The 18,844-nt window shown below is 32.6% G+C and carries 20 protein-coding genes; 15 read left to right on the plus strand and 5 right to left on the minus strand.

Annotation, left to right across the window (positions count from 1 at the left end):
* Positions 1-801: 801 nt before the first annotated feature.
* From METBO_RS08100 to METBO_RS08115, 4 genes are all read left to right on the plus strand, one after another.
* Positions 802-1,008, plus strand: a complete 207-nt coding sequence (locus METBO_RS08100; protein ID WP_013645207.1) for a tautomerase family protein — start codon at positions 802-804, stop codon at positions 1,006-1,008.
* A 97-nt stretch (positions 1,009-1,105) separates the two neighbouring features.
* Positions 1,106-1,414, plus strand: coding sequence for a cupin domain-containing protein (locus METBO_RS08105; RefSeq protein WP_013645208.1), 309 nt, complete (start codon positions 1,106-1,108; stop codon positions 1,412-1,414).
* Positions 1,415-1,436: 22 nt separating this feature from the next.
* Positions 1,437-1,721 carry a putative quinol monooxygenase gene (locus tag METBO_RS08110; protein WP_013645209.1) on the plus strand — a complete coding sequence of 95 codons (285 nt, stop codon included), beginning with the start codon at positions 1,437-1,439 and terminating at the stop codon, positions 1,719-1,721.
* A gap of 270 nt (positions 1,722-1,991) precedes the next feature.
* The gene (locus METBO_RS08115) at positions 1,992-2,894 is read left to right on the plus strand and encodes a pseudomurein-binding repeat-containing protein (RefSeq protein ID WP_144017548.1); all 903 of its coding nucleotides are present in this window, start codon (positions 1,992-1,994) and stop codon (positions 2,892-2,894) included.
* A gap of 158 nt (positions 2,895-3,052) precedes the next feature.
* Here METBO_RS08115 and METBO_RS08120 read toward each other — a convergent pair whose 3' ends face one another.
* Positions 3,053-3,343 carry a zinc-ribbon domain-containing protein gene (locus tag METBO_RS08120; protein ID WP_013645211.1) on the minus strand — a complete coding sequence of 97 codons (291 nt, stop codon included), beginning with the start codon at positions 3,341-3,343 and terminating at the stop codon, positions 3,053-3,055.
* A gap of 117 nt (positions 3,344-3,460) precedes the next feature.
* Entirely contained in the window at positions 3,461-4,021 is a 561-nt protein-coding gene (locus tag METBO_RS08125; RefSeq protein ID WP_013645212.1) for a response regulator, read from the minus strand.
* A 528-nt stretch (positions 4,022-4,549) separates the two neighbouring features.
* On the opposite strand from METBO_RS08125, the gene METBO_RS13645 reads away from it, so the two are divergent.
* The 6 genes from METBO_RS13645 to METBO_RS08145 all read left to right on the plus strand — a co-directional run bounded on the left by METBO_RS13645 (position 4,550) and on the right by METBO_RS08145 (position 11,236).
* A complete protein-coding gene (locus METBO_RS13645; protein ID WP_013645213.1) occupies positions 4,550-4,723 on the plus strand; it encodes a hypothetical protein in 174 nt (57 codons plus the stop codon).
* A gap of 103 nt (positions 4,724-4,826) precedes the next feature.
* The gene (locus METBO_RS08130) at positions 4,827-5,354 is read left to right on the plus strand and encodes a hypothetical protein (RefSeq protein ID WP_013645214.1); all 528 of its coding nucleotides are present in this window, start codon (positions 4,827-4,829) and stop codon (positions 5,352-5,354) included.
* 190 nt (positions 5,355-5,544) lie between these two features.
* Positions 5,545-5,706 (plus strand): AbrB/MazE/SpoVT family DNA-binding domain-containing protein, encoded by a 162-nt coding sequence (locus tag METBO_RS13435; protein WP_144017549.1) that lies wholly within the window; start codon positions 5,545-5,547, stop codon positions 5,704-5,706.
* A 130-nt stretch (positions 5,707-5,836) separates the two neighbouring features.
* Entirely contained in the window at positions 5,837-6,325 is a 489-nt protein-coding gene (locus tag METBO_RS08135; protein ID WP_013645215.1) for a hypothetical protein, read from the plus strand.
* A gap of 351 nt (positions 6,326-6,676) precedes the next feature.
* Entirely contained in the window at positions 6,677-7,456 is a 780-nt protein-coding gene (locus METBO_RS08140) for a slipin family protein (protein WP_013645216.1), read from the plus strand.
* Positions 7,457-8,113: 657 nt separating this feature from the next.
* Positions 8,114-11,236, plus strand: coding sequence for a DUF11 domain-containing protein (locus METBO_RS08145; protein ID WP_013645217.1), 3,123 nt, complete (start codon positions 8,114-8,116; stop codon positions 11,234-11,236).
* 287 nt (positions 11,237-11,523) lie between these two features.
* Here METBO_RS08145 and METBO_RS08150 read toward each other — a convergent pair whose 3' ends face one another.
* Positions 11,524-11,946 (minus strand): YkvA family protein, encoded by a 423-nt coding sequence (locus METBO_RS08150; protein ID WP_013645218.1) that lies wholly within the window; start codon positions 11,944-11,946, stop codon positions 11,524-11,526.
* A 14-nt stretch (positions 11,947-11,960) separates the two neighbouring features.
* Positions 11,961-14,762, minus strand: coding sequence for an ATP-dependent helicase (locus METBO_RS08155; protein WP_013645219.1), 2,802 nt, complete (start codon positions 14,760-14,762; stop codon positions 11,961-11,963).
* A gap of 117 nt (positions 14,763-14,879) precedes the next feature.
* Here METBO_RS08155 and METBO_RS08160 point away from each other — a divergent pair, with 117 nt between their 5' ends.
* From METBO_RS08160 to METBO_RS08170, 3 genes are all read left to right on the plus strand, one after another.
* A complete protein-coding gene (locus METBO_RS08160) occupies positions 14,880-15,632 on the plus strand; it encodes an ion transporter (RefSeq protein WP_013645220.1) in 753 nt (250 codons plus the stop codon).
* Positions 15,633-15,935: 303 nt separating this feature from the next.
* The gene (locus METBO_RS08165; RefSeq protein ID WP_227717211.1) at positions 15,936-16,421 is read left to right on the plus strand and encodes a DUF5518 domain-containing protein; all 486 of its coding nucleotides are present in this window, start codon (positions 15,936-15,938) and stop codon (positions 16,419-16,421) included.
* Positions 16,422-16,803: 382 nt separating this feature from the next.
* Positions 16,804-17,151, plus strand: a complete 348-nt coding sequence (locus METBO_RS08170) for a hypothetical protein (RefSeq protein ID WP_013645222.1) — start codon at positions 16,804-16,806, stop codon at positions 17,149-17,151.
* Positions 17,152-17,490: 339 nt separating this feature from the next.
* Here the strand turns inward: METBO_RS08170 and METBO_RS08175 are convergent, their stop codons facing one another.
* Complete coding sequence (locus METBO_RS08175; RefSeq protein ID WP_013645223.1) at positions 17,491-17,919, minus strand: hypothetical protein; 429 nt, start codon at positions 17,917-17,919, stop codon at positions 17,491-17,493.
* A gap of 194 nt (positions 17,920-18,113) precedes the next feature.
* Between METBO_RS08175 and METBO_RS08180 the strand changes: the two genes are divergently transcribed.
* A complete protein-coding gene (locus tag METBO_RS08180) occupies positions 18,114-18,335 on the plus strand; it encodes a hypothetical protein (protein WP_013645224.1) in 222 nt (73 codons plus the stop codon).
* Positions 18,336-18,642: 307 nt separating this feature from the next.
* Entirely contained in the window at positions 18,643-18,831 is a 189-nt protein-coding gene (locus tag METBO_RS08185) for a hypothetical protein (protein ID WP_013645225.1), read from the plus strand.
* Positions 18,832-18,844 lie beyond the last annotated feature (13 nt).

The following is an 18,844-nucleotide window of genomic DNA, read 5'->3' on the forward strand; positions in this document are numbered from 1 at the left end:
AATGCCCAGACATAAGTTATAATAAAAAAACGCGTTTAAATTCTTTTGTTAAGGATGGAAATCATCCATTTCTAATTTTTATGATTAAAATATTAAATTTTAATAGAGATTTATTGCCACTTCTTTATGGAATAATTATCACTATTTTCCCATAAATTTGAGAACTCTATGATGATTCCTAATTGATTATAACAAATATTAATCACCAAAAATATTTAATGGAAATTTAAATCGCCCTATACCATGATATTCTTCAATTGAAGTATTAATTTTAAGTTATTATGATAAAATAAAAGAGTCTCCGTTACAGTATATTATGAAGATGAATCAATTAAAATCTTATTTTTAAATAGTGAATCAATATCTCCAATATTGGTAGTATTAAGACTCTTTTTAAATCCTTACAGAACATCATCAAAAATAAGGTGATATAATGGCAAACAAAATAGCGATAGCTAGAATTATCATAGTCCTAGCCCGCATAATACTCGAAATAGCCTCATTCTACCTAAGAACAAATTAAGCTAAACTCAAAAAACAATAGTGGAAAAATAAAATAACCCACAGGAGGTGATACGGGTTCATATCTCAACACCTTTCAAATTTCAAACCACTGTTTTCAATAAATATCAATTTTCAATAAAATAAATAAAATAATCGCACTAAAAAAGATAAAAGTTAAATAACTGGTTTAAATCATATTAGAACTGTATTTTAACCTTTAAGAAGATTACTTATTCCAGTTTAGACATAACTATATACAAAGATCTTTTCATTAAAAAATTTTTGGACGTGTTAGTAATGCCAATGGTTCAAATAAATGTCTGGAAGGGTTTTGAAGAAGAAAAAATTGAGTACCTGATAAAAAACATTACCCAAGCCTTTGTTGAGGTTGATGTGCCTGCACAGGCCGTGGAAATTTTAGTGAACGAAGTTCCAAAATCCCACTGGGGTGTGGGTGGAGAGTTGTGTTCTGTTAAATTTAAGGATGTTGGACCTGGAAAATGAATTTCCATATAATTTTTTTTTAGATATTAAAAATCCCTGAATTCACAAATAACAGGTTTAAACTAGGTTCAATTCAAAAATTTTATGGGGGAAAAATATGAGTAGTATTCCTGATGTGATGGACGTAGCAAAAAGTGGATATAACCTTCTTCTAGAAAATAATAGGGTTAGAGTCCTAGAGATTAGATTAAAACCCGGTGAAAAGTCTCCTATGCACAACCATCCAAATGATCATGTGATATACGTTGTGAAGGATGCAGAGTTTAAGTTGTACTTTCCAAATGGTAACACCGAAGTTTTTAAACTGGTGGAAGGACAGGTTAAATGGATAAAAGCTGGATCCCACCAAACAGAAAATGTTGGTTCAACAGAGGGCCACTGCATCGTTGTTGAAACCAAGAACTGATTTAATGTAAGGGGTGATTTAAATGATCTATCTAATGGCCATTCAGAAGGTTGAAGATTTTGATAAATGGAAAAAAGTTTTTGAGGAACACAGCACCCAAAGAAGGGTTAGGGGTTCTAAAGGAGCTGAAATACTCAGAGATTCTAATAATCCCAATGAAATTGTGGTTATCACAAAATGGGAAGATGAAGATACTGCAAAAAAATTCTCCAGTTCACATGATCTGAAAAACGTGATGAAAAAAGCTGGAGTTGTGGGATTTCCAGAACTTAAGTTTTTAGATGAGATAAACCAAACAGAACACTAAAAAACCTGTTAAAACATGGAAAAGCATTACGAACCGGAGTATATGTCGTGTTGAATGAGTAATAATACACATACCAAATCCATTCTCAAAGATACTGGACTTAATTTCTTAAATAACCATTAATACTTCTTTTTTTTTAAAATTAAAACCGTAAATTTTATAAGGGTTAGTATGAAATTTAACAACATTGAAGATTTTTAGAAATTTATTCAGTATTTTTTTGGATTGGGAGGCGGTATAATTAAGCGAAATTGGATATTACCAGTACTCATGCTGGTGGGCATGGTACTGATTTTTAATGTAAGTGGGGTTTCTGCAGCTACAACAAGCAGTTCAACCACCATAAATCACACCAAAACAGTAACAGCGAAACAAACAGCTGTTAAAATTAATTTCACACCGAGTCAAATTAACACTGCAGCATCTAAAGTTAAAACTTACTACGAAACAAATCATAAATTACCTTGCTACGTGAACATAAACAACCACAAAGTCACGATGCCACAGTTCCTTCAGTTAGTTACAGACAACATATATCAACTAAGTAACAAAAAATCAAACTCCATAACACTCAAAAACGTAACAGCACCATCAAAACCCGTTGAAAATGTAAAAACAGGACAGTTAACTCAGGCACAGTACATCAGTCTGGCTAAAACTACAAGAAACTACATCTACACCAAAGGTGCAGCACCAAACAATGTAAACAGTTCACTTGGAACCATTAAATTCCAGAACCTGGTTTATAGTTTCAGTAAAGTTCTGGCATTTCAAGCAACAAACAACAGGTTACCAAACTACGTTTCAGTAACATCACTCACACAGATCAGCACATCAACTGTTAAAAACGGTTCTAATGCTCAGGCAATAGTTGATTCTATAGGATATGCTGAAGCTAAATTTGAAGATATTCAGGGCCAGTCAAGTCCATGTGTCATGGATCAATGCGGTTACGGAGATTGCTGGGCAGATAGCGGATGGTTGTACAACAAATTATCCAAGGCAGGAATAGCTGTAAGGGTCATTGGACACACAAAAGGAAGTTACCCACTCCACAGATGGATAGAAATCAACATAGGTAACGGATGGAAAACTTGGGATTATGCCAAGTACAACTCCCAACACCACGGACCGACTGGTAGTGGAGATTACGTTGTAAAATCCTCAGTGTAACTAAAACAATCAACATCAAATCACACAGAAGAAAATATGAAGTATTTAGAGGGTTAGGGGATTTAAAAACTAGCATAATATGTAATGTAATCCCCTTTTCTACATTTTTATGAAAATATAAATCTCATTTTTATTTTGGATTAGAAGTATAAAAAAATTCATTTTTGTTTAGAGGAAAAATCTTTGCATTTTTGATCCAAACTCACATAGATCTCATGTAGTTTACATTTTCCTGAACATTCATAGCCCCAATCATTTGAATGTTCACAGTTTCCACAACACTCTCCTTGACCCAATTTTATTTCATTTTCAATTCTGTTGGTTCTTATTTCATCATCATAAATACGATCAGAAGAGTTTTCATCGATATTTCCTGTTAAAATACCACACTCTGGACAGAATTTATTCTTTTTTGATATTTCAGTTCCACAGTTTTTACAATTGGTCATTTATAGATCTCCCAATTCAATTTTTTTTTATCAGGTTTCAAATCCATAAATCAAAGAAATGAATGAATTACCTCCCTTAAATTCTATGAGATATAATTTAGTTTAAGAAATTGATCATTAGATATATGTGAGCCAGAATTCCTTTATCTCTTCTATCACGTTTTTGTATTCTTCAAAGTTATCGGGTTTAGTTAAGAATAAATCTGGATGATACTTGGCAAGATGTTTAACTTTTTCAAAATCATCATTTAAGATAAATACAGGAACATTTTGTATTATGCTATCCTTCACCATTATCTCCTCTAAGATTTTTATTCCATTCTTCCCAGATAATGTGGGGAAATCAAATATTATTATGTTTGCTATGGGAAAATCTGTATAAACTCCCTGTTGAAATATCATGCTATGCGCTTCTTCAATACTTCCAGTAAACCTGATAGTTGTTATCAGATTTGATCTTCCAAAGGTGGAAATTATTTCTTGCATAAATTTGGGATCGTTTCCAACCAACAGAATTTCAACTGGTTCATTGATCTTCTTTGCAAATCCTTTCACAATTTGTTCAATTTCATGTTTAACAGAAGTTTTCATTGAATATACCAGGTTTTCTGTGTCTTCCTCATTAAAAACATTATTCAATATCTTTTCAACAGATTTCCATTCATCTTTTCTACTCATTTAATAATCAACTCCATGTTTATACCTAAAAATTCCTTAAAATTCCTTAAATACATGCAAGCAAGTTAAGAGAATTAATTATTAAATCAATCCAATTATTTTATGTGAATATGAAAGCAAAATTTAATATATTTAACAATAAAATATGATCAATAAAATTATTGGACCATATTACTTCCTGTTATATTATGTTCTTGATCAATATTAAAAATTGTTATAAAAAAAATATTGGATTAAAATTTAAATTATAGGAAAACAATAAACCAAAAATAAACTCTTTATAAAAAGGAGTTAAAACTAATGCAATACTATATAATGGATGTATAACAATATATTAGTATAGAAATTTTAATTATTTTGCTTAATTTCTAAGTAGATTTTATTTTAAAACTAAAAAGTACAAGGAAATATTTTTCGGATATTTTTATGAATTTGACAAAGTGTGACTATATTTTTAGAAGGCTAATCAATAAATTTTATCATAAAATAATAGATTTGAGGAATATTTTTTTTAAATAGGTGATATTTATGTCTAATTTAACTCATAAAAGTGATAATGGAATAATGAAAGTGGTTAATAATGGAATTAAATGCCAAAAATGTGGTTATTTTGTAAATAAAAATGATATAACTAAGGCATACCTTAAAGGTAAAATTGATTTACCCATCCAGAAAGGTCCTGCAACAATGGATATGAAATAAGATCACATTTTCATGAAAAGAAAACTCAAATAAAAATTTTTTAATCAAAAAAATAACATTAATAAATTACAAAAAAAATAGAAAAGGGGTAAAATAGTAAATTATGTCTAATTTTAAGAACTTGAAAAAGGTAATAGAGACAAATGTCGAATCTGTTCACAAAGATTTTAAATTACAACCCTCAGAAATTGGGAAGCCTTCAACCAAAACAGATCTGAATAAAGTTGATGTCTCAAAGGTTCCCAAGGAACAAAGGGACAAGTTAGATTCCTACATCCAACAATGGGAAAACCCTTCTAAATGGTATGAATGCCGAATACAAGGACTTGAATGGTTCTTATCGATTGCCCAAAAAAATAATGTGTCACCAGAAAATATCGAGTTTGTAATTGAAGAAAACTCCCAAAAAAAGCCCAGATTAACTCCTATGTTGAAAAGCATGGAAGTTTCCAGCCAAATTATTCCAAAAACGGACGATATGGATAGATTAAGAAAATTTCTGAAACTGTACCCTAAGTACAGAATCAGAGTTGAAAATGGGGAGAATGTGGTTGATATGGCAATTTCCATAATAAAGAGCTATGTAGAGAAGGAAGAAAGAAGAAATTTGGGACTGGATAATAAAATTTAAAGATAATATACATAGAATAAATGGTTTTCAAGATCAGGTCACTTCAAATGTTTATGAAATTATTAGATGTAGAACTCATTAACTAGTTTGTAGGGGTAATCTGCTCCAACAGCATAGGAATAGATTACATTACAACAAACGAAAACAAAATGGGTTTCTTACTTCAATTTTATGAAACTGGGGTGATTTTATGAAGTGCAAACGTAGACTTGTATACTGTAACGAAAAGTTCCATGTTATATTGCCAAATGAATGGGTTAAAAAGGTAGGCCTAAAAAAAGGTGGGCATGTAACTTTAGAAATTGATGAAAACGATTTTAATAGGTTAATTATAAAAAAGAGCTACGAATGATATCTATCTATTAAAACATCGAAATTTGTGTCTATATTTAATTTTAAATCTCATACAAAAAAAAATGGTAAGATTTAATCAGATATGCCAACAAATATTAGGTTAGTCTTAAAAGAGTTTAGTGATTAACATGGATAACAAAACTAAAAAAATATTTCAAAAGGATTTTAGTATTTTAGAGACTAAAAATTCCTTATTAAAAGAACCTGAAAACTTGAAAGTTAACTCAGAAGCATTAGGAATAGGATTACCAGATATATATAGTAAATTAGAAAAAGAAAGAGTTTCATCCTTGAAGTTTGAAGATATTCAACACAGAATTGATATCCTGAAATCAGAAGAAAATGTTGATCCAGAACAGATCGAACTTTTAGAGGAAATGAAACGGGCTTCCCATTTACACAACAGGGCAGATTCAAATCCTACAGACGAGATCAATGGATTTAAAAATGTTCATGATACCGTAAGAGCAGAACTAGAATCTATAGGAAACCTATCAGGGAAGAGTTTATCCAAAGAATCAATACTAACCATCCAAAAACAGATAGATTCTGATCCATTGATGTTTAGATCAAAATATCCAGAGTTATTCGATTATATGACATCCAATAACAGGTAATTTTTTATATATTCATACCTTAACAATCTTTTTTTTAATACCTAAAAATAGAAATTACTGTCCTGATAATTCTATCATCAAATGTTAATGTTATAAACCATCTTTATTCTTTAAAATATCAAATTAAATCGTTTAAAATAGATTAATTTTGAATATAGAATTAATATGGTATTTAATAAGATATTTAAGGATTTTTTTCAAATTAAAATCTTTTTTTCACTTAAAAATAAATTTAATGATAATTATATACTGTTTTGAGTATATAATATATTATTAAAGTTTAGAAAATGTGAGTCATTTATTTAATTTTTTCGAAAAATTAAAAGAATTTAACATGGGGAGGTTTAGTCAATGGATTTAATAACATTAATCATAATTTTAATTGTCATTTTAGTTATTTTGGGACTTTCAATACGTATTGTGAATCAATATGAAAGAGGTGTTGTTTTTCGATTTGGAAAGGTTATTGGAGTCAAAGAACCGGGTTTAAGATTATTAATTCCATTTGTGGACCGTATGGTCAAACCTTCACTGCAAATAATTACCATGCCAATACAATCACAGAAAATCATCACAGAAGACAATGTATCAATTGATGTGGCAGCAGTTGCCTACTTCAAAATCATAGACCCATACAAAGCAGTAGTTGAAATTGAAAATTACACCGCGGCTGTAAACCAGATATCCCAAACAACTGTAAGAAGTGTTGTTGGTCAGTTCAACCTAGATGAGATCCTATCTGTAACACCTAAAATTAACCTGAAAATTAAAGAGATCATAGACAAACACAGCGAACCCTGGGGAATTAACGTTACAACGGTAGAAATCAAGGACATAACACTCCCTGAGAACATGAAACGGGTAATAGGATTGCAAGCTGAAGCTGAAAGGGAGAAAAGAGCTAAAATTATCGCAGCGGAAGGTGAATATTTATCTGCATCCAAACTGGGAGATGCTGCCGATATAATATCTGAACATCCAATTGCACTACAACTTAGAATTATGCAGGTGCTAAACCAGATAGCTGTAGAGAAAAATTCAACCATAATATTCCCTGCGCCACTTATGAACAGCATCACAGACATTTCTAACTTCCTGAAAACAGAAAATATGGAAAAAGGAAAGAAATAGGGAAATTTCGCCCTATTAATTTTAAATTAAATTTCCCATACCTTTTTTTTACTAATATGTTAAATTGGTATTTCTGAACCTTTTTTTATGTATATACCTCTTGTAACATCAAATAAACAAATTGTTAGTTGCTTTTCAACTTTAAATTATTTGAATGGGTTTATTTTATTCATATAAACATTAAATTAAAGAAATTCTAATTTTAAAAAATTTAATGCTCCATTTCTAAATTCCAATTTCATTTTATACAATTTTATTGGTATTCACAGATAATATAAAAAAAATACATCCTAAGTGGGGCTTAATTGAATTTATTTCAACTTTTTTCAGCATATAATGATAAACTATTTAGGTTATGGAAACCAAAAATAATAATTAGGATGGGAAATGTCATTACACTCCGAATTCAATGTTTTTATTTGCATAAAAACAGCAAAAGAATACTATTGATCAATGCTTTCAACAATTATTTTTAATTTAGTCCTATCGTTGTTGGATATTTTATGGATGTAATAACATGTTTTCAATTATTTAGACCCCAATAATTTATGATTTTCTCAATCCGAGAATAAACATAAAGGAGGTGAAAATATAAGAAAACAAAAAATTACAAACGAAGACAGTAACAACTTCATATTTGAAAATAAAACTAAAATATTGGTTCCATTACTTCTGGTAGCCCTAACTTTAGTTTTATCATTCTCTGTTAACGATGTTAGTGCGGCAAATAGCACATCTAACCATGTGGTAACTTCATCACATGATGTTAAAGTGACTAGTACTGGACAAGTTGCGAATACCCAGACAACTGCTCAGTCAAAGGCCAAAACTAACTCTTCAAAAAATAACAAAAACTCTAATTCACCAAACTCTAAAAACGGACAAAAGATAGCAGATCCACAAATTTATAATAGTGGAGCTCCCGTGGCCCGTGGAGGACACCCTGCAGGATACATTTTCCCAACAATTGCTTCTGCAATTACAGATGCTCAAAGTGGAGACACCATCATGCTTGAAAAAGGTGCAACATTCTTTGAACATGGACTTTTAATCACTAAAAATCTGGATTTCAATGTATTTAGCAATGGTTATGCCACAATAGACGGCCAAAATCTTGGAACAATATTTCTCATCAGTAAAGGAGTTACGGCACACTTCAGAAATTTAATAATTACCCATGGAAAGGGAGTTTCTGGTGGTGGTATCCATAACGATGGAACTTTAACTGTTACAAATAGTGTTTTCAAGAGTAACTCTGCAACAAATGGTGGAGCTATCTACAACGGCGGCACATTAACTTATGATTCAACCACACATACCGGTGAAACCATTGGAGCAAACGGTGGAACATTAACTGTAAACAACTCTACATTTACAGGTAACACCGCAACGCAAAATGGTGGAGCTATATTCAACGGTGGAACCATAAACATAACAACCAGTACAACACTCACAGATTACACAATAACACAGAATGGTGGAACTTTAGTTGTAAATAAAAGTATATTTACCGGCAACACCGCTGGAAACAACGGTGGAGCAATAGCAAATGATGCTACTTTCAGCGTGGTTGATAGCAGCACATTAACACGTACCATCATTACAAAGAATGGTGGGACAGTTACAATCACAGGTAGCACATTTTTAGGAAATAAAGCTACTAATGGTGGTGCTGTGAGTAACGTTGCTAATTTTGTAACGCGTAATGCTGTAACCCTCACAGGTCCAGCAGCTGCACTTAACACTGGAACTGTAACAATCACAGATAGTGCAATAATGGGCAATATTGCTTCAAATAATGGTGGAGCCCTGTATAATGCCGCTATAACCAGTGCAACTACCAGTACGTTTACAAGTTACCTCATAAACAATGTTGCTACAATAACAGCAACCTTTAGTACCTTGGCTGGTAACACTGCTCAAAGTGGTGGGGCTCTATACAACGACGCAGTATCAACTGTAACTCAAAACTCACTAACAAGTACAACTCTAGCAAATGCAGCTACCTCAAGTGTAACAGATAATGCTCTTGTGGACAATCATGCATCAACTGGTAGAGATATTGTCAACAATGTTGTTTCTACACAAAACAACAATGTATTTGTCACAAGCCCTATTCCTGCAAATATAGGAGTAGTAAATGCTGTTAACAACTGGTGGGGTTCTGTAACAGGTCCTGTGGCCGGTGATGTGGTAGGTACCGTGGCTGTAAATCCTTTCAAGATTTATAACATGACCTTTACCATCACTGCCAGTAACAGTTCACCTGCTGTAGGTCAGCAGTTCCATTACACAATAACTGTGACTAACAATGGTCCTGATGCAGCTACAGATGTGCAGTTGACTGATGGTATACCTGCAGGTTTAACATTTAATAGTTACACTGCAAGCCAGGGAACATATACACATTCCACTGAAATATGGAATATAGGTACATTAGCAAGTGGTGCAAGTGCTGTATTACAACTGTTTGTCACACCTACAGTTTCCTTAGCAGGTACACTTGTTACTAAAAATGTAACACTTGTCAATACAAACACTACCAACAGTACAACTGTAACCATACCTTCAACACCACCAACTATCGGTTTAACCAAAACTGCAAGTACAAGTACACCTAATGAGGGTCAAAAGTTCCATTATACGTTAATTGCAACAAATAATGGTTCAAATACCGCAACAGGTGTTCAGGTGACTGATCATATACCTAGTGGTTTAACCTTCAACAGTTACACCGCTACACAAGGAACCTACAACAGTGCAACGGGAATATGGAATGTTGGAACCCTGTTAAGTGGGGCTGTTGCAACGTTACAACTATTTGTAACCCCTACAGCTGCTGCAGCAGGTACAACCATAATAAACACCGCAACAACATCTGGTCATTCAGCAACCGCAACTGTATCTGTACCAGTAAGTCCTGTGCCCGTGGTTTTAACTAAGACTGCTAGTGAAATTGTGAGTAACGTGGGTCATAGATTCCATTACATAGTAACTGTGAAGAATAACGGCCCTAATACAGCTAACAATGTTCAGGTAACTGATCATGTGCCAAGCGGGCTAACTTTCAACAGTTACACTGCGACACAAGGAACCTACAACCACATTACAGGAATATGGAACGTTGGAACCCTGTTAAATGGCGCTAGTGCAATATTACGAATATTTGTAACCCCTACAGCTTCTGTAGCAGGTGAAACAGTAATAAACTCTGCAACAACAACAGGACAGATAGCTAATTCAGCTATATTTGTTAATACTGTATCTGCAGCAAATGTGGTTTTAACTAAAACTGCAAGTACAAGTAAACCTATAGTGGGCCATAAGTTCCATTACACGTTAAGCGTGACAAATAATGGTGCAACAAATGCAACTGGTGTTCAGGTGATGGATTTAATCCATAATGGATTAACATTCAACAGTTACACTGCAACACAAGGAACCTACAACCATATTACCGGAATATGGAATGTTGGAACCCTGTTAAGTGGAACTAATGCAATATTACGAATATTTGTAACCCCTACAGCTTCTGTAGCCGGAACAAATATTGTAAACACTGCTACACTGTTGAACACAGGACAAAATGCGACCACAACTGTTCATGTACGAGCTGCTGGTGGTAACAACAATTCTGGAAACCATTCAACTACTTTGAATGCTGCGAAAGAATCATCTGGAACCATAGGCATGCAAAAAACTGGTGTACCATTCACTGGAATAATTGCAGCTTTACTCCTGGTTCTTGGTGGAACAATCATTCCTAGGCTCAAACGGTAAAACCAAAAAAAGCAACTAAAATTTTTTTCCCCAATTTTTTTTTTTGACATGAATTCCATATTATGTAAATTCTGATTTTAAAAATTTTAAAATAATTTCCATAAAATATTAATTATGATATACAGCATTCTGGTTTGAAATACTTCAAAATTAAACAAGCTATAATCTGTACCGTTATATTTATTCCAGGCTTTTAATTCAATATCATTTAAATATTTTAATATTAAAAGGGAATTATTCTGTTTTCTGAAGGATTTGGATTCGAAAAATTTAGTATACTAATAAATTTAAATGAACCCAACATAGTTCAGGATTTCAATTGTTTTATCCCCTAATATTTCCTTGGAACTGGTGTAACAAACATCCAAAACATTTTCTAGTTCTTCATCACCATCCCAGTGTTCATCTAATAATTCTATTCCAATTTCTTCTTTAACTTCGTTTAAAACATATGAACACAGGAATATGTCATCTATGTATCCATGGGGGCCGTATATTTGTTCGGGGATTATGTCAAATGGTACTACGAAGTAACCCAGTGTGGCGCATATTCTGAGTCGGTACTTGGATTTTAATGATTGGTCGTTCAATAAATCTGATAGTAATTTGTAGAGATCCGGACCGTAGTCCACAAATCTCTCATAATCTCCCCTGTAGTTATCCAGGTTTTCTCGCAGTACATCGTAAAAGTCTTTGAATTGATTTTCCATATTAATTATCCCCTTTAACAGCAGAATTTAAATCCGCAGTGTGTGCAGAAGTTGCTTTCTTTAGGTGTGAATTCATGTTCATTTATTTTGTCGCATAATTTTTCCAAATTCTTATCAAGTTCATCAATATCTTCAGGTTTGGAATCGAAGAAAGTCTTTTGTTTGTCTTTAAATGTGTATGCACAGAGTTTATCAAATTTGTATTTATCCTTCAATGCATACTCATACATTTTTAGTTGGAATTCAACACTTGTTTTTTCTATTCCCATCTGTTCCCTTGCCTTGAAATCTAACAGTTCTATTTCACCCTGATTATTTTCAAGTATCAAATCTGTACGTCCATTTATCTCCATATTCTTTTTGACGATGGAAAATGGTTCTTCTGCTGAAATTATTTTTCTGCTGTGATCCTTCACTTCGTGGACGTAGTCCAATAAATTTCTTTCCACCATCATCCTCTGATTTTCATCCTTCTTCTTGTTAGTGTGAAGAGTTATCCAACATGTTTGGACTATTTCTTTAATTCGGGATCCATCGATATTTTCATCGTTTTTAAGGCCTATATGAATTTTTTCAAGACAGTTGTGGATTATAATACCATAATTTTGCATGTAAGAGGGAGGAGTTTGAAATCCGTATTCATAAAGCATTTTATACATGAATGGACACCTGTTGTAGGTGTCTATTGAGGAATAACTTAGGGATATTGGTTTTTCCTTTGACAAATCTCGATCTTTGCACATTTCCATGAATTTGCAGCTGTTAGTTACCTCTTCAATCTTCTCTATCTCCTTCACGTAGGGAGAGTAACCAACTTTGTTAACCTTTATCTTGTCTGCAGTTGAAACCACCAGCACATCCTGGGCCCTTGTCATGGCAACGTAAAACAATCTGCGTTCCTCCATATCAAATTCATCGGGCAAAATTGTGTCTTCTGTTAACAGGGTTAAATCCTTTTTTTTAAATTTTAAAAGGAGTTCTTGGGGTATGGGTACTAAATTTTTTTCTTTTTTCTTCCTTCCAGGAAATCTGTTCTTAATAACAGAACATATGAAAACAACTGGAAATTCCAGGCCTTTGGACTGATGTACCGTTGATATATTAACTGAAAAGGGATTGTCCACAACATGTTCGTCGTACTGCATTCCACTTGGTAGTAGATAGAGATAAAACATGAAATCCTTAATTTTCGGGTTTTTGTTCATGTATTCGTACTTGTTTAAAATTGAACTCAGCTGGGCCAGATTGTAGATCTTCTCCTGATTTTTTGGGGTTTCATCAGTGACCAACCATTTCAAATAACCTGAAATCTCTAGGATATCATAGTAGGTTTGGAGTATGGTTCGTGGTTTCTCTGAAAGTTCCTGTTTCAACTGGTTTAACTGTTGTAACTTGTTTATATCCTGATCATCTTCCATTCCAATATCTACAAATTCTTGTTTTGTCAGGAGAGAACTGATATCAAAGTCTTTTTCAAGGTTGTACAGTGCTTCAACAGTTTTTGGGTTCAAATTTAAAAACTCTGTTTCGAACATTGAAATATTCCACCAGTTGTTCCATGATGTGAATCTGTCATCATAACTGGGTGGATCTACGTATGACAACATGTAAAGCATTGTTTGGATTTCTTTCCTGTCTAAAAACGATCCATGTCCTTTGACTGTGTATGGTATGTCGTTCTTTTTAAGTTCTGCAATTATTTTATTTGCATGATACCTCACACTTCTAAATAGAAGTGCAACATAACCGTAGTGTGGAATTATACCATCTTCTTTTAGTTGTTTTATGGTTCTAACAACATTTTTTGCTTCGTCTGTAACATCGTCACTTTTTAGTATGATTATGTTGTTTCCACATTCCCTTGAAGGTTCTATCTTCTTTGGGTAGGATCTGTAGTTTTCCATGAATCCATCGAATAGTTTTACTATGTTAGATGTTGAACGGAAGTTTTTATCGAGGGAAACATACTTTGAATCATACTTCTCCTTGAACCGTATGAAGTTCCAAGGATCCGCCCCACGAAAAGCGTATATACTTTGATCCTCATCCCCAACCACACAGATATTTTTGTGCGTGTTTGAAATTAGATCAAAAAATTCGTCCTGTATTGGGTTGGTGTCTTGGTACTCATCAACCAAAATAAACCTGTACTTATCTCGAATTGCCTTTAAAACATCAGGATTATTCTTTAAAAGTTTTAATACGTTAATTTGTAGGCCTGCAAAGTCTATTTTCTTTTGTTCTCCAAGGGCCTCCAAATATTTTTCGTAGGATTTGCAGAATTCCTGATATTTCTTGTTGTCAGGATATCTTTTTTTCAGGTGCTCTGATAGTTCGTTTGGAGGGATGATGTTCTCTCCGCACTTATTAAATCCATCTAATACTTCAGAAATTCTGCCCATATTAACAAGTCTGTTTATTCCCAGTTTGTAGAAGTTTGCCCTCATGAACATGAGCTGCATTTCACTATCTAAAACATCAAAGGTTGCACCTAACTCATGATAATCTGAGTAGTCCCTCAATATTTCGTGACAGAATGAGTGAATGGTGGATATCTGCATTGAAACTATTTCTTGCCCCACACAGTGGCTTAATCTGGCTTTTAATTCCTCTGCAGCTTTAACTGTGAAGGTTATAACGAGGATGTTGCTTGGATCCACCTTCTTCTTTTTAACTAGATACGCAACCCTTTCAACAAGTACCCTTGTTTTTCCAGCGCCCGGACCTGCCACAATTAATAATGGACCTTCAAAATGTTTTGCTGCTTCCCTCTGTGCAGAAGTGCAACTATCTTCCCTGTTACATATTGAATTCATTTTTACCCCCAAACTAATAATATAAATTAATTGTTTAATTAATAATTTAAAATTAGCTAAATCTGATTAAGATTTAAATAGTCAATATTCAAAAGTACTAAAAAGAGGATTAAAAAAATGGAAACTAAATTCAACATCAGAAATCTGTTTGAAGCCTTCATTATTATTTTGATCATCGCAGACCTTGTAATGTTGATGTTGATAACCTTCACCAGTGTCAGCTACTCTATATTTGTATCTGTTATTTATTTCGATTTAATGGTGTGCATAATATTATTTTTTGATTTTATCCACAGGATGCGTAAAGAAACTGATAAAAAACAGTTCATTAAACGTAACTGGCCTGATATCATCGCCATGATCCCCTTCGATATTTTCGCACTGAATCCTACCTACGTGTTCTTTGCAAGGTTCCTTAGAATTTTCAGGTTGGCAAGATTGTTTGCGCTCTTCAGACGTGAGTGGAAGTATATATCCTCATTTTTCAAGCAGACACACATCAACTTTGCATTTGGAATGTTACTTTTCACGCTCTTTGCAGGTACCATCATATTTTACATCGTAGAAAACGGCTCAAATCCCAGCATACACTCATTTTGGGATGCTCTGTGGTTCACAGTCACCACCATGGTTGCAGGAAACAGTAACATCAGCCCAGCCACCTACGATGGCGAAGCCATATCTGTTTTCATGATGCTTATAGGTGTATCATTTGTAGGTGTTCTAACAGCATCACTTGCATCGTGGTTAATGAGCAAATCAAAGAAAACTGAAGATGAAAGGGAAGAAAGGATAAAAAATATTGAAACTTCCCTTCAAGACATTAAAAAAGAAATAACTGAACTCTCAGATTTGTTAAAAAAGGAGTAGATGTTTACTCTGAATTAAATAAAAAGTTGTTATGTAATTCTAATTTTATTTATTTTTGTATATAACAGTTTATAAGCTATTATTTATACTGTATACAATATTATAAAACATTTATATATTTTCATATATTAATTGGCTTTGTGGTTACAGCTGCAGACAATTTTAGATATATAGGTTGGTCTTCTTTATACCTATACCACATAAATTTTATAAATACAAGATACGATAAATTCTGAGTCGGATACGATTGGAAAAAACCATTGAATTTACTAGGTAGAGAGACTATTACATTCAGTAGTTTTTATGTATATTAAGGGTGCAAAGGGTCCCGATGGGAGTAATACAAATATTGTGGTGCAGTTCGTGGAAGGATTGCTACTTTACAATCTTTGGATGATTTGTATAAGGCTTGGAAAGATCTTTGGAGTTGATAATAATATGTTAAATTGGAAATATATTTTTTTAGGAGCGACTTTGGTTGTGGTACTAGGACTATTTCTACGAATAGTTGAGTATGGTACTTTTATTGGTATGTTTGTTCCGGGGATAATCGTGGGATACCTTGTCAACAACGATTATAAGAATGGTGCTAAAAATGGAATTATTACCGGAATTATAGGGGGATTTATTCTGGGAATTTTGCTTGTTATACCTCTTCTTAATCTACCATCAGCTAATCATATAATATTTTACTTATTCGTGGGTGGAATTATCAATGCGATTTTCACAATGATTTTGGATGCTATAGGTGGAATTATAGGAGTTATAATACGGAATAAAATATATTAATTACTTGAACAATAGATTTAAAAGCTTTATAAGACTTCATCAACAAAATTCGAAGCAAATAATTAATCTAAACACAATTGAAGCTAGAATAGTTAGGAAAATCCATTTCTCAATTTAAAACATTATTTTTATTCTATATGGTACTAATTGATAAATTAAGAATATTTGATATGAATCATTTGGTTATAAATATTTTCAAAAAAATGAATCCTTTATAAATTGATTATTATTGTTAAATCAAATTTATTTAGCATCAAAGAATTGATTAGTAAGATCATTTTAACAGATAGCATTACGGCTAAATTCATATCAGAACGGATAACTCATGTGTTTCATTAGATAAAGAAGTTACATTAGATATAAAAAAAAATCCCGGAGATTAATGTTGAAAAGATATTCTACACTTAGTGCCATAATAATTGGAATTTTTTTCGTTGGTTTTTTAACATTTATTTTGCCAGCAAATATTCCAGGTTCAGATATATTAGTAATTCTAATATTTATTGTGGGTGGTTTCACTTCCACATACTTATCTAAAACAAATAAAGCAATAATAGGATTTTATGAAGGTTTAACAGGTTCGATAGTAGGATATTTACCAATGATACTAATTTTTAGATCTGTAACTTCCGTACTGATAATCTTGATGATTATTAATCCAATATTAGGATTTTTAGGAGGATTCATTGCAAAATATTGGAGAACACGCTTAAATAACAAAAATCCATAAAACCGCTTTAACTTTCTTAATTTTATCCAACCCATTATTTTTAGTTAAACTTTAGGATTCATGAAGGTTCATAGCTACATTAGTGAGGTCACAATCGAATAAAAACCCCCAATAGGTAAAAATGAAACTGTAAACTTATATATATATATCGTGGTAAATAGATTGTTTGTCATCTTAAAGAGAGATAGGAATATATTAAAAGTGATATTAGAAATTTAAAGATTTCTAAAAAAAATAAGTAAAATCAAGGAAATCCTTGATCTAGGAAATATAATGCTCTAAATATGAAAATTAACCTAAAAAATAAGGGATAATGTGTATTTTCATCATTCCAAATCTTTATTCCGGTTTAAAGACTTGGAAGAATAATTTTTTAAACTCATCCAAGTATTCCCTTGGGAAGGTTAGTCCCACGCAGATAATGAGCACTCCTGTTCCTAATACTTCATCTTCGTTGTTTGGGTCTTCCATGAGTTCTTCATCGTAAACTAGTTTTACATTGACTTTTTCTTGGAGGAAATTCCATAGGGTGTCTGTTTCAGGGACGGCATTTGTTTCGATTTTGTTTTTTAATGCCAACTGTAGAAATTTCTGCCATTCTTCGAAGTCGCAGAATTCTATCCACACAGATCCCTTGTAATCAATGCATGAGTTGCAGGTTTCAATTTCCCAGTGAAAGAAGTTTTCAACAACGTCTTCCAATCCCTTATCAACCAGTATAACAAAGTCATCATCAATTTTTACTTCAACTTGTTCGTGTTCTTCCATGGTTAACTATCTGTTTAACCAAGTATCTACATATTTCCACAAATTTTTTATTGAAATGGATGGGTATTTGTATGGATAATCTCCTAATTTTCTTGTTGGCCAAATCCAGATATGATCGTTAAACAGATTAAAATCGTTAAATGTTAATAGTACTGTGATTAAATAGTATGTATTGGCTATTAGGAGTGATAGTAATGGAAGAACATGAAATTAAAATCATAAAGTTGGTGGCTAAAGCTGAAAACGGTATATCTGAAAGGGAAATATCAGAAAAACTGAAGATAAAATGCCCACTTTTAAGAAGTTACATCCATGATCTCAGACATAAAAGACATATCAAGTACGCTGGAAAAGGTTCAGACGGCCACGTTGTAGAACTCACACGTGAAGGCGTTGCCCTTTTAGAAAAAATTTAATAAAAATTCATCAATTTTTTTTTACATAGATCTTGATTTAATAAAAATTTCATTCTGACTAACTACTGGTTAACTTAGGACTTCTGATTTTTTAATATTATTAATTTTTCATTTTCCCAACTACCATTCCAAGGTAACTTCCAAACAAAAGTTATCATCTCATTGTAATATGCAAATTTATGGATCAAAAATTGTATTAATTATGCTGTATAATAATGTATTAAGGTGAATTAAGACTGTAGAAGTTGAATTTCTTAACACCTTATATAATATAGTTTTTGAAAAAAAAATAAAAGAGGGAGATACTATGTGGGGACAACACAAAGAACATATGATGGGTGGACATGACATGATGGGTGAAAAAATGATGGAAATGATGAGTAAAGAAGATATGATGGCAATGTATGCCATGAAAATGGATGAAAAAATTGAGATGTTAGAACTTAAACTTAAATATCTCAAAAAAAGCCGTGAAATGTTAAAATCTAAAATGTAAGTCATTTGACTAA

This window comes from Methanobacterium lacus (genome assembly GCF_000191585.1).
In the GTDB taxonomy this organism is placed as follows: Archaea; Methanobacteriota; Methanobacteria; order Methanobacteriales; family Methanobacteriaceae; genus Methanobacterium_B; species Methanobacterium_B lacus.

Excerpts from the sequence above, each read along its gene's own strand:
- METBO_RS08155 (WP_013645219.1), bottom strand. The coding sequence starts at position 14,762 with ATGAATTCAATATGTAACAGGGAAGATAGTTGCACTTCTGCACAGAGG.
- METBO_RS08115 (WP_144017548.1), top strand. The coding sequence starts at position 1,992 with ATGCTGGTGGGCATGGTACTGATTTTTAATGTAAGTGGGGTTTCTGCA.
- METBO_RS08170 (WP_013645222.1), top strand. The coding sequence starts at position 16,804 with ATGTTGAAAAGATATTCTACACTTAGTGCCATAATAATTGGAATTTTT.
- METBO_RS08135 (WP_013645215.1), top strand. The coding sequence starts at position 5,837 with ATGGATAACAAAACTAAAAAAATATTTCAAAAGGATTTTAGTATTTTA.
- METBO_RS08185 (WP_013645225.1), top strand. The coding sequence starts at position 18,643 with ATGTGGGGACAACACAAAGAACATATGATGGGTGGACATGACATGATG.
- METBO_RS08180 (WP_013645224.1), top strand. The coding sequence starts at position 18,114 with ATGGAAGAACATGAAATTAAAATCATAAAGTTGGTGGCTAAAGCTGAA.
- METBO_RS08105 (WP_013645208.1), top strand. The coding sequence starts at position 1,106 with ATGAGTAGTATTCCTGATGTGATGGACGTAGCAAAAAGTGGATATAAC.
- METBO_RS08130 (WP_013645214.1), top strand. The coding sequence starts at position 4,827 with ATGTCTAATTTTAAGAACTTGAAAAAGGTAATAGAGACAAATGTCGAA.
- METBO_RS08140 (WP_013645216.1), top strand. The coding sequence starts at position 6,677 with ATGGATTTAATAACATTAATCATAATTTTAATTGTCATTTTAGTTATT.
- METBO_RS08110 (WP_013645209.1), top strand. The coding sequence starts at position 1,437 with ATGATCTATCTAATGGCCATTCAGAAGGTTGAAGATTTTGATAAATGG.
- METBO_RS08100 (WP_013645207.1), top strand. The coding sequence starts at position 802 with ATGCCAATGGTTCAAATAAATGTCTGGAAGGGTTTTGAAGAAGAAAAA.
- METBO_RS13645 (WP_013645213.1), top strand. The coding sequence starts at position 4,550 with ATGTCTAATTTAACTCATAAAAGTGATAATGGAATAATGAAAGTGGTT.
- METBO_RS08150 (WP_013645218.1), bottom strand. The coding sequence starts at position 11,946 with ATGGAAAATCAATTCAAAGACTTTTACGATGTACTGCGAGAAAACCTG.
- METBO_RS08165 (WP_227717211.1), top strand. The coding sequence starts at position 15,936 with ATGTATATTAAGGGTGCAAAGGGTCCCGATGGGAGTAATACAAATATT.
- METBO_RS08160 (WP_013645220.1), top strand. The coding sequence starts at position 14,880 with ATGGAAACTAAATTCAACATCAGAAATCTGTTTGAAGCCTTCATTATT.
- METBO_RS08120 (WP_013645211.1), bottom strand. The coding sequence starts at position 3,343 with ATGACCAATTGTAAAAACTGTGGAACTGAAATATCAAAAAAGAATAAA.
- METBO_RS08125 (WP_013645212.1), bottom strand. The coding sequence starts at position 4,021 with ATGAGTAGAAAAGATGAATGGAAATCTGTTGAAAAGATATTGAATAAT.
- METBO_RS13435 (WP_144017549.1), top strand. The coding sequence starts at position 5,545 with ATGAAGTGCAAACGTAGACTTGTATACTGTAACGAAAAGTTCCATGTT.
- METBO_RS08175 (WP_013645223.1), bottom strand. The coding sequence starts at position 17,919 with ATGGAAGAACACGAACAAGTTGAAGTAAAAATTGATGATGACTTTGTT.